Here is a 15,905-nt window from a genome sequence, read left to right on the forward strand (position 1 = left end):
CCGACACAACTAGAGACCCGTTTCGCGAGCCGTTGTGCGGCCGCCTCACCAGGGTCGCAAGATCCGGGGAAAATTGAACTTGCGTTTCACAGAGTGAGACGTGAATATCGTTGCATGGACAACTCTAGCGGCGTGGGCGTTCTCGACAAGGCAGCCCTTGTCCTGAGCGCCCTGGAGTCCGGTCCGGCCACCCTCGCAGGTCTGGTCGCGGCGACGGGACTCGCACGACCCACGGCACATCGCCTCGCCGTGGCACTGGAACACCACCGGATGGTGGCTCGCGACATGCAGGGCCGGTTCATCCTCGGACCGCGCCTGGCGGAGCTCGCCGCCGCGGCCGGTGAGGACCGCCTGCTCGCCACCGCGGGCCCGGTACTGACGCATCTGCGCGATGTCACCGGCGAGAGCGCGCAGCTCTACCGGCGTCAGGGCGACATGCGCATCTGCGTGGCGGCGGCCGAGCGGCTGTCCGGCCTCCGGGACACGGTCCCCGTCGGCTCGACGCTGACGATGAAGGCCGGCTCCTCCGCGCAGATCCTGATGGCCTGGGAGGAGCCGGAGCGGCTCCACCGCGGTCTGCAGGGCGCGCGCTTCACGGCGACCGCGCTGTCGGGCGTACGGCGCCGCGGCTGGGCGCAGTCGATCGGTGAGCGGGAGCCGGGCGTGGCGTCCGTCTCCGCACCCGTGCGCGGCCCGTCGAACCGCGTGGTGGCCGCCGTGTCTGTCTCGGGCCCGATCGAGCGCCTGACCCGCCACCCGGGCCGTATGCACGCCCAGGCCGTCATCGACGCCGCCGCCCGTCTCTCCGAGGCGCTGCGCCGTAACGGCTGACCCTCCCGCCCCTTCTGCACGATCCGGCTCACCGCTTCAACGCCGCAGCGGTGGGCCGGAGTTGTGTGCCGAGTCCGGGGGCCGATCTTGAGTTGTCCGGCAACGCGAAGAAGCCCTTCCCCGAAGGGAAGGGCTTCTTCGATGCGTACCCCCGACCGGATTCGAACCGGCGCTACCGCCTTGAGAGGGCGGCGTGCTAGGCCGCTACACAACGGGGGCCTTGCGGATGTGATCCGCGTACATGCAGATGAGCTCTGCGAGCTGGCCTACCAGGACTCGAACCTAGAATGACGGTACCAGAAACCGTAGTGTTGCCAATTACACCATAGGCCATGGTGGTTTAGACCAGTACCCCCGACCGGATTCGAACCGGCGCTACCGCCTTGAGAGGGCGGCGTGCTAGGCCGCTACACAACGGGGGCCCTAGCGATCCCGCCCGGCACCGAAGTGCCGAGCGATGTCACCACGTGTTCACCGGGAGCGACCCTGGTGATGCGCAGGATGGATCTGTACCCCCGACCGGATTCGAACCGGCGCTACTGCCTTGAGAGGGCAGCGTGCTAGGCCGCTACACAACGGGGGCTTTGCGGATGTGATCCGCGTACATGCAGATGAGCTCTGCGAGCTGGCCTACCAGGACTCGAACCTAGACTAACTGAACCAGAATCAGTCGTGCTGCCAATTACACCATAGGCCACCAAAACTCGATCCCCGTTGTGGGGGATCTTGTTCGGGTTGTGCGCTTCGGGGTTTCGGCCTTTCGGCTTGCTCCCCTCGGCGCAGGAAGAACATTACCTGAAGGTCTCCGACGCTCCAAAACGGGTATCGCCGCGCAGTAGGCCGGGGAGCTGGTGGAGGTCGGTGATGCGGGTCAGCTCGGGCCGGCCGCCCCTGCCGACGCGGTCCAGCCAGATGCCCCGGAGCCCCGCCTCGACCGCCCCGCGGGCGTCGATGTCCGGCTGGTCGCCGACGTACGTCACCTCCTCGGGGGCCAGCCCCAGCGCGGTGCAGGCGGCGTGGAAGGCCTCCGCGGCCGGCTTGGCGTACCCGAGCTCGGCGGCGCAGACGACGGCCTCGAAGCGGTCCCGTACGCCGAGGACGCGCAGCTTGCGGTCCTGGTTGTGGATGCTGCTGTTCGACAGGACGGCGTGACGGTAGTCACCTGCCAGGACGTCGAGGACGGGCACGGCGTCGGGGAAGAGCTCCCAGGCGGCCTCGTAGTGCGTGAGGTACCGCTCGAACCAGCCGTCGGCCTCGGCGGCGGTGAGCGTGGGAACGCCCAGGAAGTCGCGTACCCGCTCGCGGCGCTGGTCCTGGAAGTCCACCCCGCCCGCCTCGAAGCGCCGCCAGTGGACGACGGTGAGCTCCTGCCAACGACGGAGGGCCTGGTCGACGGAGTCGAATCCGTCCACCAGGCCCTCGGCCGTGAGGTGCTCACGCATGCCGGTCACGTCGGCGCGGGCGTAGTCGAAGATCGTGTCGTCGATGTCCCACAGGACCGCGCGGATCGGCATACGGCTCGGCATGGGGCCGAGATTACGCCGCCAGCTTCGCCAGCGCCGCGTCGATGCGGGTCAGGGTCTTCTCCTTGCCCAGGATCTCCAGGGACTCGAAGAGCGGCAGGCCGACCGTGCGGCCGGTGACGGCGACGCGGACCGGGGCCTGCGCCTTGCCGAGCTTCAGGCCGTGCTGCTCGCCGGCGGCCAGGACCGCGTTCTTGAGGGACTCCGGGTCGCTCCAGTCGGCGCTCTCCAGCGTGGCGCGCGCGGTGGTGAGCAGCGCGGCCGGCTCTCCCTTCATGGCCTTGTCCCACGACGGCTGGTCGAAGACCGGCTCGGGGAGGAACAGGAAGTCCACGTTCTGCGTGATGTCGGAGAGGACCGTGACACGCGTCTGGGCGTGCGGGGCGATCGCCTCCCAGGCCGCGCGGTCGAAGTCCTCGGGCGCCCAGTTGGCGTGCGGCGCCCGGAGCCAGGGCTCGCAGGCCGCGGCGAACGCCTTCACGTCCAGCATGCGGATGTGGTCGGCGTTGATCGCCTCGGCCTTCTTGAGGTCGAAGCGCGCCGGGTTGGCGTTGACGTCGGCGATGTCGAACTTCTCGACCATCTGCTCGATGGTGAAGATGTCCTGGTCCGCCGAGAACGACCATCCCAGGAGGGACAGGTAGTTCAGGAGGCCCTCGGGGAGGAACCCACGCTCACGGTAGAGGTTGAGCGAGGCCTGCGGGTCGCGCTTGGAGAGCTTCTTGTTGCCCTCGCCCATCACGTACGGCAGGTGACCGAAGGCGGGGATCTCCTTGGCGACGCCCAGCTCGATCAGCGCCTTGTAGAGCGCGATCTGGCGCGGGGTGGAGGAGAGCAGGTCCTCGCCGCGCAGGACGTGGGTGATCTCCATGAGCGCGTCGTCGACCGGGTTGACCAGGGTGTACAGCGGGGCGCCGTTGGCGCGCACGATGCCGTAGTCCGGGACGTTGTCCGGGGTGAAGGTGAGCTCTCCGCGGACCAGGTCGGTGAAGGTGATCGGCTCGTCGGGCATCTTGAAGCGGACGATCGACTCGCGGCCCTCGGCGCGGTAGCGCTCGATGCGCTCGGCGCTCAGGTTGCGGCAGGTGCCGTCGTAGCCGGAGGGCTTACCGGCCAGGCGGGCGGCGTCGCGGCGGGCCTCGAGCTCCACGGCGGTGCAGAAGCAGTGGTAGGCGTAGCCGCCCGCGAGCAGCTTCTCGGCGATGTCCTTGTAGATGTCCATCCGCTGGGACTGGCGGTAGGGGGCGTGCGGGCCGCCGACCTCGTCGGGGCCCTCGTCCCAGGTGAACCCGAGCCAGCGCAGCGAGTCGAGCAGCTGCTGGTACGACTCCTCGGAGTCGCGCGCCGCGTCGGTGTCCTCGATGCGGAAGACGAACGTACCGCCGTGGTGCCGGGCGAAGGCCCAGTTGAACAGGGCGGTGCGGACCAGGCCCACGTGGGGGTTGCCGGTCGGGGAGGGACAGAAACGTACGCGGACGTTCGCGTTAGCCACGCTTGATCACCTTGTTGGTGAGAGTGCCGATGCCTTCGATGGTGACGGCGACCTCGTCGCCGACGTTGAGCGGTCCGACCCCGGCGGGGGTGCCGGTGAGGATGACGTCGCCCGGGAGCAGCGTCATGGCCTCGGTGATGTGGACGACCAGGTCCTCGATCGAGCGGATCATGTCGCTCGTACGACCGAGCTGCCGCTGTTCGCCGTTGACGGTCGCCTGGATGGTGAGGTCGCTCGGGTCGAGCTCCGTCTCCACCCAGGGGCCCAGGGGGCAGCTGGTGTCGAAGCCCTTGGCGCGGGCCCACTGCTTCTCGCGCGCCTGCGCGTCCCGGGCGGTGACGTCGTTGGCGCAGGTGTAGCCGAAGACGACGTCCTTGACGCGCTCGCGCGGGACCTCGCGGCACATGCGGCCGATGACCACGGCCAGTTCGGCCTCGTGGTGCAGTTCGTTGGAGAAGGAGGGGTACTCGATGGCGTCGCCGGAGCCGATCACGGAAGTGGTGGGCTTGAAGAAGGCGACGGGCACCTCGGGGACCTCGTTGCCCAGTTCGGCGGCGTGCTCCGCGTAGTTGCGGCCGATGGCCACGACCTTGTTGGGGAGCACGGGCGGCAGGAGCCGTACCTTGCTGAGCGGGACCTTGGTGCCGCTGAGCTCGAAGTCGGTGTACGGGATGCCCTTGATGATGTCGAGGACCAGACCGCCGGACTCGACGGTTCCCTCGCCCTCGACGGCGCCGAAGGCGACATTGCCGTCGATGGAGAATCTGGCGATGCGCACGAGTGCTTTCGCCCCTCACTTGGTACTGGCTGGAGTCTGACGCTCCAGGCTAACGCGGTGAGGGGCGGCTCTTGACGTATTACTGTGCGGGCTGCGGGGCCTCGGGGGCGGTCATGAGGACCGTGCGGCGGGGGTTGGCCGTCTGCGTGGGAAGGTCGAGCCCGTGCTCCGGCTGCGCGCCCCGGCCGAGCTGCTCGGCGTCCTCGAGATGGGCGAGCGTGGTGCGGCGGGGGTTGGCCGTGGAGCGGAGCAGCATGGTCGTCTTCATGGTCACGGGAGCCTCTACAGAGCGGGTGGTCTTGTAAAGCGTCAGGCTAAACGTGCCATTCCCTTCGAATGCATGGGGAAGACATCGATCTCTGTGTGAGTTTGCTCACCCCTGGGCGGATAAATCAGGCATTCCAGGCGGAGGCACAGGGTCCGCGAAACGGACATTGCGCCACTGAACGCTTCATTCCGCTCCTGATCATCGCGACTGGGACACTCGGCCCACGTGACTCTTTGGGATTAATAAGTCCGATTCCTCCATGATCATCTTCTACGTGGGGTGACACGATGTTCACGGGTTGTTATGCCCTGGGACACCCGACACGCGGGCCTTGTTGGAGATCCGGCACTGTGCTGGAATTCCACGCACCGCCGCGGGTTTCAAGCCGGCGCGCAGGGGGCGCAACGCAGCGCCGGGTGAGCGGCGGGGAAGGGGGAACTGCGCCGGTCATCGACGACCACCATGGGGCGCATTCGCGTCCCGAGACGCCGACACCGTCCTCCGTTCACGCGGAAGGGCGCCTGGTCCAGAGGTTGCGACGCTAGTGCAGGGACGATTCAAGAGGGATGGCAGCGCGGCTGCCGCGGAGCAGGAGCCTCGCGCCGGAACCGACCGCGGTTCCTCGGCCCAGCACGCCCAGAAGCCGGGCCAGGGCCCCACCGGCGAGGGCGGTGACGGTTCCGCGCGTTCCGGCGCCACGACCTCTGCCACCGAGTCCAACGGCACCCCGCAGAAGCCCCGGGCCCAGAACGAGGTCGGCCCGCGAATAGCACTGCGCAACTGGCGCATCTCGACGCGTCTGGTCGCCCTGCTGACCCTCCCCGTGGTCGCGGCCACCAGCCTCGGCGGCATCCGCATCAGCGAGTCGCTCCAGGACATGGAGCAGCTCGAGCACATGCAGCTGCTCACCAAGCTGACCCAGGAGGCGACCGACCTCGCCCAGGCCCTCCAGGCCGAGCGTGACCTCTCCGCCGGCCCGCTGGCCAACGGCAAGTCGGCCGGTGACTACCAGGTCAACAGCAAGCGCAAGGAGACGGACCGCGCCCAGAAGGCGTTCATGGCCGCCACCCATGACATCCCCGCCACCGAGGGCGACGAGGCGCTGCAGAGCATCCGGCAGAACGTCAGCCAGATCGCGTCCCAGGTCGTCCAGATCGGCAGCATCCGCACGGACGCGTACAAGGACGGCGTCGCCCACTCGGTGACGGTCGAGGGGTACAGCCGTCTGATCCGCTCGCTGCTCAGCCTCTCCCAGGACATGGCGCAGGCGACCTCCAACCCCGAGATGATCAAGCGGACCCGGGCGCTCGCCGCGTTCTCCTCCGCCAAGGAGTACGCCTCCGTCCAGCAGGCGATCATCGCCTCCGCGCTGCCCCCGGGCAACAGCCGGCCCGGCAAGCTGGAGCCCGGCGACCGCCTCTACGGCTACGCCGCCAAGCAGGGTGAGCAGTCGGAGCTCAAGGCCTTCGAGACCATCTACGAGTCGGCCGGCGGCGACGCCGCCGAGCTGACCTCCTCGCTCTCCACGGGCAACCCCACCATCGAGGCCGCCGACAAGTACGCGGACCGGGTGCTGACCACCGACTCCGGGATGGCGAGCCGCACGCCGCGCGGTCACCTGAACTTCACGGACGAGTACGGCACCAAGATCAACGCCATGAACGTCATCGAGGAGAGCCTCCTCGGACAGATGGAGACCAAGGCCCGTGAGCTGCGCGCGGAGTCGCAGCGCGAGGCCATCATCAACGGTGCGCTGATCCTCCTCGTCCTCGGCGTCTCGCTCATCGGCGCCTTCGTCGTCGCCCGGTCCATGATCCGCTCGCTGCGCCGGCTCCAGGACACCGCGACCAAGGTCGCCCAGGACCGTCTGCCCGAGCTCGTCAAGCAGCTCTCCGAGGTCGACCCGCAGGACGTCGACACCTCCGTCGAGTCCGTCGGTGTGCACTCCCGGGACGAGATCGGCCAAGTGGCCGCGGCCTTCGACGACGTGCACCGCGAGGCGGTCCGCCTCGCCGCCGAGCAGGCCCTGCTGCGGGGCAACGTCAACGCGATGTTCACCAACCTCTCGCGCCGCTCCCAGGGTCTTATCCAGCGTCAGCTCTCGCTCATCTCCGAGCTGGAGTCCCGCGAGGCCGACCCGGACCAGCTGTCCTCGCTCTTCAAGCTCGACCACCTCGCCACCCGCATGCGGCGTAACGGTGAGAACCTCCTCGTCCTCGCCGGTGAGGAGCCCGGCCGGCGCTGGACCCGTCCTGTCCCCCTGGTCGACGTGCTCCGTGCCGCCGCCTCCGAGGTGGAGCAGTACGAGCGGATCGAACTGGCCGCCGTCCCGGCGACCGAGGTCGCCGGCCGCGTCGTCAACGACCTCGTGCACCTCCTCGCCGAGCTGCTCGAGAACGCCACGTCGTTCTCCTCGCCGCAGACCAAGGTCCGCGTCACCGGTCACGCGCTGCCCGACGGCCGTGTCCTCGTCGAGATCCACGACACCGGCATCGGCCTCTCCCCCGAGGACCTCGCCGCGATCAACGAGCGGCTCGCCTCGCCGCCCACCGTGGACGTCTCCGTCTCCCGCCGCATGGGTCTGTTCGTGGTCGGCCGCCTGTCCCTGCGGCACGGCATCCGGATCCAGCTGCGCCCGTCGGACTCCGGCGGCACCACCGCGCTCGTCATGCTTCCCGTCGACGTCGCCCAGGGCAACAAGAAGCCCGCGCCCAAGCAGGGTCCGGGTGGCCAGGGCGCGATGCCGCAGGGTCCCTCCGCTCCCGGTGGCCGCCTGACCGGCGGCCCGGGCGCGGCCGGTGGTCTCGGCGGGGGTTCCCGTCCGGGCCTCGGCGGGGCGCCGTCGGGGGCGGCCGGCCGGCTCGCCGCCGGTGCGGGTGCCGCTCGCGGCCAGGTCGGTGCGGGCAACGGGCCGCGTGCCGCGCTGCCCGGCCGGGAGGGCGCGCCGCGCCAGAACGCTCCTCAGGGTCAGGCCCCGGGTCAGGCTTCGCAGCAGTCGCAGCCGCAGGGTCAGCAGACCTCGCAGATGCCGCAGGTCTCCCAGGAGCCGCAGCGTCCGGGTCTCGGCGCCGGTGGGTTCGGCGGTGCGCAGAGCGCCATTCCGTCCCGTACGGACGTCTGGGGCGGCCAGGGCAACCAGAGCCAGAACCAGCAGGGTCAGAACCAGCAGGGGCAGGGTCAGGGCCAGCAGGGTCAGGCTCCGCAGCCGCAGCAGGGCCAGGGCAACCAGGCCCCGCAGGGCGGTCGTCCCGACCAGAACGGCTACCCGCGCGCCGAGCTGCCCGGTGGCAACGCCCAGCAGCGTCCGCAGGCCACGAGCTGGGGCAACGACCAGGCGCAGCCGGTCCGCCGCCCGCAGCAGGAGATGTCGCCGCTCGACGCGCCGCGCGGTCACGAGGAGCCGGAGAGCACGGGCCAGTACGCCCGTCCGACGGCGCCCCAGAACCCCGGTGCCCCGGCTCCGTTCCCCCAACCGGAGTTCGGACGGGTGCAGCAGACTCCGCAGCAGCCCCAGGCGTACCAGCCGCAGAACCCGCAGGACCCGGCGTCCACCGCCCAGTTCCCGCGGCCGGACTTCGGACAGCCGCAGCAGGCGCCCCAGCAGGCCCAGGCCCCGCAGGCGTACCAGCCGCAGAACCCGCAGCCCCCGGCCCCGCGCCAGCGCGGCGGCGGCGACTACGGCGCGCCCCGCCCGGCCGGCAACCTGCCCCAGCAGCCGCAGCAGCCCCAGTTGCAGCAGCCTCGTCAGCCCGAGGCCCTGCCTCCGGCGAGCGGCTCGAGCGACACCCGTACCCCCCTGTACGACACGCTGGAGACCAACTGGTTCCACGGTCAGAACCAGGAGCAGGGTCAGGGCCAGGCCCAGCAGGACGACGGACGGGGCGCCGTCGACCGGACGGCGCAGATCCCGGCCCTGCCTCAGCCGTCCGCGTCTCCCTCCCCGCGCCGCCCCGCGGCACAGGGCGGCGACGGCGGCCAGCAGGCGGGCGGTCCGGGCTCCTGGCGGACCTCGCCCAACGACGAGCTGGTGCGCCAGGCAGAGCGGGTGCGCAAGCCCGCCGCCGGCGGGGTCACCACCTCCGGGCTGCCGCGACGGGTCCCGAAGGCCAATCTCGTACCCGGGACCGCACAGGAGCAGGCCCACACGGCTGGTCCTCAGGTCTCGCGTGCACCCGACGACGTCCGCGGCCGGCTCACCAATCTGCGCCGCGGTATCCAACAGGGCCGCCAGGCGGGCAACTCGACCACGGGTAGCTTCCACCTCGGCCCGACCCACCAGCAGGAGCGTTAGTTGAGCGCGATGAGCCAGGCGGCGCAGAATCTGAACTGGTTGATCACCAACTTCGTGGACAACACCCCCGGGGTGTCCCACACGGTGGTGGTCTCCGCCGATGGCCTGCTGTTGGCCATGTCGGAAGGATTCCCCCGCGACCGCGCCGACCAGCTGGCGGCGGTCGCCTCCGGACTGACCTCGCTGACCGCGGGCGCGTCCCGGATCTTCGAGGGCGGCCCGGTCGCCCAGACGGTCGTGGAGATGGAGCGCGGCTTCCTCTTCCTGATGTCCGTCTCCGACGGTTCCTCACTGGCCGTGCTCGCACACCCGGAGTGCGACATCGGCCTCGTGGGCTACGAGATGACGCTGCTGGTCGACCGGGCCGGCAGCGTCCTCACCCCGGATCTCCGTGCCGAGCTCCAGGGAAGCCTGCTGCACTAGACGCACCGACAGGGTGGCACGCCCCTCCGTGCCACCCTGGGATCACACACCGTCCGGCCGCCCCATCCGGCCCCCCACCGGCCCCATCAGACGGCAGGCGACTCTCTGCCGTCACGCCCGGAGGATTCATGACCCCGCCCCCCGCCTCTCACGATCCGTACGGCGCCTCACTCGACGAGTCGTACGGATATGAAGGCGACCAGCCGCTGGTGCGTCCGTACGCGATGACCGGCGGCCGGACCCGGCCGCGTTACCAGCTCGCCATCGAGGCGCTGGTCAGCACGACGGCCGACCCGGCGCACCTCTCGACACTGCTCCCCGAGCACCAGCGGATCTGCCACCTGTGCCGAGAGGTGAAGTCGGTGGCCGAGGTCTCGGCCCTGCTGTCGATGCCGCTCGGCGTCGCCCGGATCCTCGTCGCCGACCTGGCGGAGGCGGGCATGGTGGCGATCCACCAGCCGGGCAACGGAGAGGCCGGCGGCACGCCGGACGTGACACTGCTCGAAAGGGTGCTCAGTGGACTTCGCAAGCTCTAGCGGCGGCAGCGCGGCCAGATCGACCACCAGCGCGAAGATCGTGGTGGCCGGTGGCTTCGGCGTGGGCAAGACCACGTTCGTCGGCGCCGTCTCGGAGATCGACCCGCTGCGTACCGAGGCCGTCATGACCTCGGCCTCGGCCGGCATCGACGATCTGACGCACACCGGTGGCAAGACCACCACGACGGTGGCGATGGACTTCGGCCGCATCACCCTGGACCAGGACCTGATCCTGTACCTCTTCGGTACGCCCGGTCAGGACCGCTTCTGGTTCATGTGGGACGACCTGGTCCGCGGCGCCATCGGCGCCGTCGTGCTCGTGGACACCCGCCGTCTCGCCGACTGCTTCCCGGCCGTCGACTACTTCGAGAACAGCGGCCTCCCGTTCGTCATCGCGCTGAACGGGTTCGAGGGCCACCAGCCGTACTCCCCCGACGAGGTCCGCGAGGCCCTGCAGATCGGTCCCGGCACCCCGATCATCACCACCGACGCCCGTCACCGCGCGGACGCCAAGAGCGCTCTGATCACGCTCGTGGAGCACGCGCTGATGGCCCGGCTCAAGTAGGCAGATGCGTACGGAAGTTGTCGTACGCCCCGCGGAGGGGCGGCCTGTGTCGTTCGACACGGCCCCCCTCCGTGTTCATAACGTTTCGAAAGAGAATTGGGGCTCCACGGACACCCGACGCATCCGATCGGTGCCGCTGTGCTCACATGAGCCCCGCTATTTGGCGGGGCTCGTTCTTTATGCCCGTTTTATCTGGGGCGTGAAGCGGAAAAGCGAGCGCTCAGCGCTGTTTGGAGGGGACCCCCTTCACGTGCTGCAATTCATGAACTCCCGAGTAGTACGGCCCTGACAGAAACACCGGCACAACGTAGGTGCCGACGCCGAGAGGTTGTTGGTCGAGTGAGGCGAAGCAAGGAAAGCTCCGCGGAACAGCAGGCGCGAGGCAACTTCACGCCGCCGGCACGCATGGTGGCGTCGCCCGCTGAACCGCCGGTGGCGCCGCAGGCCGGCGACGGCAAGGGGAGTACGAGCAAGCTGTCCCCGCGCAACTGGCGGGTGCCCACCAGGCTGAACGCGATCCTCCTCATACCCGTGCTGGTCGGCCTCGTCATGGGCGGCTTCCAGGTGAAGGGGGCCATCGACACCTGGCAGGAGGCGCAGAACGCCGAGAAGACGGCGCGGATCGTGAGTGCCGCCTCGGAGTACAGCCAGGCGCTGCTCAACGAGCGTGACCTCACCGCCGCCCCCCTGCTCACGGCCACGTCCACCGAGGACCGCAAGAGCGACGAGGTGACGCAGGCGTACGCCGCCACCGACGCCGCCAAGGTGAAGTTCGACCAGGCCGCCACGAACATGCCGGAGGGCGAGGGCCTCGAGCGCCGCCTGAAGCTGTTCAGGGACGAGGAGCCCCAGCTCCAGAAGCTCCGCCAGGGCGCGTACACCGGAGCCTTGGACCCCGTGAACACCCAGCTCGGGTACACGGGTGTCCAGCACTTCCTCATGGAGTTCTCCAACGAGCTCGGGCTCGGCACGGGCAACGTCACCGCCTACGGCCGCACGCTCTACGCCATCCAGCTCGCCAAGGCGGCCGAGTCGCTGCAGCGCTCGATCGGCACCCAGCTCCTGGTCCGGCCCAGCCAGAAGGACCAGGTCTTCGCCCAGCAGTCCGTGGCGTTCAACTCGTACAACTACCTGGAGCAGATCGCCCTCGGCGAGTACAACTCGGGTGGCACCCAGGCCGACGTCGACCGGCTGAAGCAGGTCATGACGGAGAAGGCCAAGGACGGCGAGGAGAAGATGCAGGCGGCGGGCGTCACGCTGCCCAAGGGAGCCGACGGCTCCGTCTTCACCGGTGTGGTCAAGGAGATCGGTTCGGCCAAGGACGCCGATGCGATCGCGGCCCTGAAGGCGAAGAACATCACGTTCGAGACCTGGATGGCCGTGGCCACCGGGAAGTTCGACGGCTACACGACCGTCGAGAAGGAGCTCGTCGACAAGGCCGTGGCGGAGGCCGTCCGCGTCTCCGACGAGGCCAAGACCGACGCCTTCGTCATCGGTGGCATCACCGTCGTCGCGCTGCTCGCCGCCTTCATCCTCGCCGGGATGATGGCCCGCCAGATGAGCCGTGCGATGCAGCAGCTGCGCACCGCCGCCTTCGGTATCGCCGAGCAGCGTCTGCCGATGCTCGTCGACCAGCTCTCCCGTACCGAGCCGGGCCGGGTCGACACCCGGGTCCAGCCCATCCCGATCGACTCCCAGGACGAGATCGGCGAGGTCGCCCGCGCCTTCGACCAGGTCCACCGCGAGGCCGTCCGGCTCGCCGCCGAGCAGGCCATGCTCCGGGGCAACGTCAACGCGATCTTCACGAACCTCTCGCGCCGCAACCAGTCGCTGATCGAGGGCCAGCTGACCCTCATCACCGACCTGGAGAACAACGAGGCCGACCCGGACCAGCTGGAGAACCTCTTCAAGCTGGACCACCTGGCCACCCGTATGCGCCGCAACGGCGAGAACCTCCTGGTCCTCGCCGGCGAGGAGCCGGGCCGCCGCTGGGACCAGCCGGTGCCGCTGGTCGACGTCATGCGCGCCGCCTCCTCCGAGGTGGAGCAGTACGAGCGCATCGAGCTCGCCGGTGTCCCGGAGGCCGAGATCCACGGCCAGGCCGTGACCGACCTCGTGCACCTGCTCGCCGAGCTCCTGGAGAACGCCACCACGTTCTCCTCGCCGCAGACCAAGGTCCGCGTCACCGCGACCCGGCTGCCCGACGGCCGCGTGATGGTCGAGATCCACGACAAGGGCATCGGCCTGACCGCCGAGGACTTCGCGGACATCAACCACAAGCTGGCCAACCCGCCGACCGTGGACGCCGCTGTCTCGCAGCGCATGGGCCTCTTCGTGGTCGGCCGGCTGGCCGACCGGCACGGCATCCGTGTCCAGCTCCGCCCCTCGGGCGAGCAGGCCGGCACGACCTCGCTGGTCATGCTGCCGGACGCGATCACCCATGGTGGTGGTGGCGAGCACCTGCCGGAGAACGACTTCACGGTCTCGCAGATCATCCCGCAACAGCAGCAGCACGCCTTCGAGCCCGTCCAGCAGCCGATGCGGACCGCGGCCGAGCTCGGTTTCGACGACTCCCGCTACGAGCAGCAGGGCGAGGAGCGGCAGCTCGACCCGGTGAACCGTTCGCTGATGCGCGAGGAGCGCAGGGCGGCCCTGGAGGCGCAGGCGCAGGGCGGCGAGCGTCCGATGTTCCGGGACGAGGTCGACCCCTCGCAGCAGCCGTACGGGCAGCAGGAGCACGGGCAGGAGTACGCACCGGAGCAGGGGTACGGCCAGGAGCAGGAGTACGGCCAGGAGTACGCGGCCGACTTCGGTCAGCACGCCCCGCAAAACGACGCGTACGACTACCCCCAGCAGAGCTACGACGGCTACGCCCAGCCCACCGACGGGTACGCCCCGGCGGGCTATGCGGAAGCCGCCTACCAGGGCCAGGACAATGGCCAGGCGCAGTACGACAACACGTACCAGCCCCAGAACCACCAGGGTGAGTGGGCGGATCAGGGTACGTACCAGGGTGGCTACGAGCAGCAGTACGGAGCACAAGCGGAATCTGCTCCCGCCGCTCCCGAACCGGCCGCCGAGCGCGTAGGCTTCGACCGTCCGGGGCCGACGCCGAACCCCACCCCGGACGCCGGTCACGCGCTGACCGATGCCGGTCTGCCGCGTCGCGGCGGCACCGCCGCCCAGGCGCCGCAGTCGGGCCGGCAGTCGGCGGCTGCGCCGGCCCCGGCGCAGCAGAACGAAGCCGACGGTTCCGACGACTGGCGCTCGACGAACGACGAGCGCTGGCAGCGGGCCGAGAAGCTCCGCGAGCCGAAGGCGGGCGGGGTCACCTCCTCCGGCCTTCCGCGGCGCGTCCCGAAGGCCAATCTGGTCGAGGGCACGGCGGAGCAGACCCCGCAGGGCGGCCCCCAGGTCTCCCGCGCTCCTGAGGACGTGCGAGGCAGGTTGAGCAACCTGCGTCGCGGTGTCCAGCAGGGGCGCACCGCGGGAACGGACACGAACGGATCGGGCCTCGGCCCGGGCAGTACCTACAACCAGGAGCGTTAGTGTGAGCATGAGCCAGGCGGCGCAGAATCTGAACTGGTTGATCACCAACTTCGTGGACAACACCCCCGGGGTGTCCCACACGGTGGTGGTCTCCGCCGACGGACTCCTGCTGGCGATGTCCGAGGGTTTCCCCCGGGACCGAGCCGACCAGCTGGCGGCCGTCGCCTCCGGACTGACCTCGCTGACCGCGGGCGCGTCCCGGATCTTCGAGGGCGGTGCGGTCAACCAGACCGTCGTGGAGATGGAGCGTGGCTTCCTCTTCATCATGTCGATCTCCGACGGCTCCTCGCTGGCCGTGCTCGCACACCCGGAGGCCGACATCGGTCTGGTGGGCTACGAGATGGCTCTGCTCGTCGACCGTGCGGGCAGCGTCCTGACTCCTGACCTCCGGGCGGAGCTTCAGGGAAGTCTTCTCAACTAACAGACAGACAGTGCGTTTCGCGCCACCGCCCCGTAAGGTGCGGTGGCGCGGTTCCACAGGGACATGGGCCGCGAGGCAGTCGGAGGAGGAGACGTGGGTACACCCCCGGGCGGACGCCCATACAACGGTTTTGACGGTTCGCAGCCGCACGGCGACACCACACAGAACCGGTTCAACTTTCCCTCCACGCCCAGCAGACAGGGCACGCAGCAGCCCTACCAGCAGCCGCAGGCCCAGCCTTCGCCCGTGGCCGCGCCGAACGCACCCCGTGCGCAGCGCGCCGCGGGTGGTACGGGCGCGCACAACCCGCTCGTGCGCCCGTACGCGATGACCGGCGGCCGGACCCGGCCGCGTTACCAGCTCGCCATCGAGGCGCTGGTCAGTACGACGGCCGATCCGTCCCGGCTGCAGGGGCAGTTGCCCGAGCACCAGCGGATCTGCCGACTGTGCTTCGAGATCAAGTCGGTGGCCGAGATCTCGGCACTTCTCTCCATCCCCCTCGGCGTTGCCCGGATTCTCGTGGCCGACCTGGCCGAGGCCGGACTTGTCGCCATCCACCAGCCCGGCGGCGACGAAGCCGCCGGCGGTCAGCCAGACGTGACACTGCTCGAAAGGGTGCTCAGTGGACTTCGCAAGCTCTAGCGGCGGCGCGGCCCGTTCAACCACCAGCGCGAAGATCGTGGTGGCGGGTGGCTTCGGCGTGGGCAAGACCACGTTCGTCGGCGCCGTCTCGGAGATCAACCCGCTGCGTACCGAGGCCGTCATGACGTCTGCGTCCGCGGGCATCGACGACCTCACGCACACCGGCGACAAGACGACGACGACTGTCGCGATGGACTTCGGCCGTATCACCCTGGACCAGGACCTGATCCTGTACCTCTTCGGTACGCCCGGTCAGGACCGCTTCTGGTTCATGTGGGACGACCTGGTCCGCGGCGCCATCGGCGCCGTCGTGCTCGTGGACACCCGCCGTCTCGCCGACTGCTTCCCCGCGGTCGACTACTTCGAGAACAGCGGCCTCCCCTTCGTCATCGCGCTGAACGGGTTCGACGGCCACCAGCCGTACAACCCGGAGGAGGTCCGCGAGGCCCTTCAGATCGGCCCGGACACCCCGATCATCACCACCGACGCCCGCCACCGCGCGGACGCCAAGAGCGCGCTCATCACCCTGGTCGAGCACGCGCTCATGGCCCGCCTGCGGTAGGTCCCGACGGGCCGACGCGTACGA

At 69.6% G+C, this 15,905-nt stretch carries 13 protein-coding genes and 5 tRNA genes; 9 read left to right on the forward strand and 9 right to left on the reverse strand.

Annotated elements, in window-relative coordinates:
* The first annotated feature begins 114 nt into the window (after nt 1-114).
* Entirely contained in the window at nt 115-831 is a 717-nt protein-coding gene (gene ndgR / locus ACZ4VW_RS25030; RefSeq protein WP_005311436.1) for an IclR family transcriptional regulator NdgR, read from the forward strand.
* 146 nt (nt 832-977) lie between these two features.
* Here ndgR and ACZ4VW_RS25035 read toward each other — a convergent pair.
* From ACZ4VW_RS25035 to ACZ4VW_RS25075, 9 genes are all read right to left on the reverse strand, one after another.
* A tRNA-Glu gene (locus tag ACZ4VW_RS25035) sits at nt 978-1,050 on the reverse strand.
* A 42-nt stretch (nt 1,051-1,092) separates the two neighbouring features.
* Nucleotides 1,093-1,164, reverse strand: a tRNA-Gln gene (locus ACZ4VW_RS25040).
* 16 nt (nt 1,165-1,180) lie between these two features.
* Nucleotides 1,181-1,253, reverse strand: a tRNA-Glu gene (locus tag ACZ4VW_RS25045).
* An 88-nt stretch (nt 1,254-1,341) separates the two neighbouring features.
* Nucleotides 1,342-1,414: transfer RNA gene (locus tag ACZ4VW_RS25050), tRNA-Glu, on the reverse strand.
* 42 nt (nt 1,415-1,456) lie between these two features.
* Nucleotides 1,457-1,528, reverse strand: a tRNA-Gln gene (locus ACZ4VW_RS25055).
* Nucleotides 1,529-1,622: 94 nt separating this feature from the next.
* Entirely contained in the window at nt 1,623-2,345 is a 723-nt protein-coding gene (locus ACZ4VW_RS25060; RefSeq protein WP_467966136.1) for an HAD family hydrolase, read from the reverse strand.
* A gap of 22 nt (nt 2,346-2,367) precedes the next feature.
* On the reverse strand, nt 2,368-3,846 hold the full coding sequence (gene gltX / locus ACZ4VW_RS25065; RefSeq protein ID WP_467966036.1) for a glutamate--tRNA ligase: 1,479 nt from the start codon (nt 3,844-3,846) through the stop codon (nt 2,368-2,370).
* Entirely contained in the window at nt 3,839-4,624 is a 786-nt protein-coding gene (locus ACZ4VW_RS25070) for a fumarylacetoacetate hydrolase family protein (RefSeq protein WP_467966038.1), read from the reverse strand. The genes gltX and ACZ4VW_RS25070 overlap by 8 nt, the downstream gene beginning before the upstream one ends.
* A 79-nt stretch (nt 4,625-4,703) precedes the next feature.
* Nucleotides 4,704-4,892 carry a hypothetical protein gene (locus ACZ4VW_RS25075; RefSeq protein WP_158994727.1) on the reverse strand — a complete coding sequence of 63 codons (189 nt, stop codon included), beginning with the start codon at nt 4,890-4,892 and terminating at the stop codon, nt 4,704-4,706.
* 544 nt (nt 4,893-5,436) lie between these two features.
* Here ACZ4VW_RS25075 and ACZ4VW_RS25080 point away from each other — a divergent pair.
* From ACZ4VW_RS25080 to ACZ4VW_RS25115, 8 genes are all read left to right on the forward strand, one after another.
* Nucleotides 5,437-9,183 (forward strand): sensor histidine kinase, encoded by a 3,747-nt coding sequence (locus tag ACZ4VW_RS25080; RefSeq protein ID WP_467966040.1) that lies wholly within the window; start codon nt 5,437-5,439, stop codon nt 9,181-9,183.
* A 9-nt stretch (nt 9,184-9,192) separates the two neighbouring features.
* Entirely contained in the window at nt 9,193-9,606 is a 414-nt protein-coding gene (locus ACZ4VW_RS25085) for a roadblock/LC7 domain-containing protein (RefSeq protein ID WP_030325548.1), read from the forward strand.
* 128 nt (nt 9,607-9,734) lie between these two features.
* On the forward strand, nt 9,735-10,142 hold the full coding sequence (locus ACZ4VW_RS25090) for a DUF742 domain-containing protein (protein WP_467966042.1): 408 nt from the start codon (nt 9,735-9,737) through the stop codon (nt 10,140-10,142).
* Entirely contained in the window at nt 10,123-10,707 is a 585-nt protein-coding gene (locus ACZ4VW_RS25095) for a GTP-binding protein (protein ID WP_467966044.1), read from the forward strand. The genes ACZ4VW_RS25090 and ACZ4VW_RS25095 overlap by 20 nt, the downstream gene beginning before the upstream one ends.
* Before the next feature lie 339 nt (nt 10,708-11,046).
* Nucleotides 11,047-14,256 carry a sensor histidine kinase gene (locus ACZ4VW_RS25100; protein ID WP_467966046.1) on the forward strand — a complete coding sequence of 1,070 codons (3,210 nt, stop codon included), beginning with the start codon at nt 11,047-11,049 and terminating at the stop codon, nt 14,254-14,256.
* Nucleotides 14,257-14,263: 7 nt separating this feature from the next.
* Entirely contained in the window at nt 14,264-14,677 is a 414-nt protein-coding gene (locus tag ACZ4VW_RS25105) for a roadblock/LC7 domain-containing protein (protein WP_005311461.1), read from the forward strand.
* A 93-nt stretch (nt 14,678-14,770) separates the two neighbouring features.
* A complete protein-coding gene (locus ACZ4VW_RS25110) occupies nt 14,771-15,319 on the forward strand; it encodes a DUF742 domain-containing protein (protein ID WP_467966048.1) in 549 nt (182 codons plus the stop codon).
* Nucleotides 15,300-15,881 carry a GTP-binding protein gene (locus tag ACZ4VW_RS25115; RefSeq protein ID WP_050791473.1) on the forward strand — a complete coding sequence of 194 codons (582 nt, stop codon included), beginning with the start codon at nt 15,300-15,302 and terminating at the stop codon, nt 15,879-15,881. Before ACZ4VW_RS25110 ends, ACZ4VW_RS25115 begins: the two co-directional genes overlap by 20 nt.
* Nucleotides 15,882-15,905 lie beyond the last annotated feature (24 nt).

The sequence above is a fragment of the Streptomyces sp. NPDC029139 genome (genome assembly GCF_055564335.1).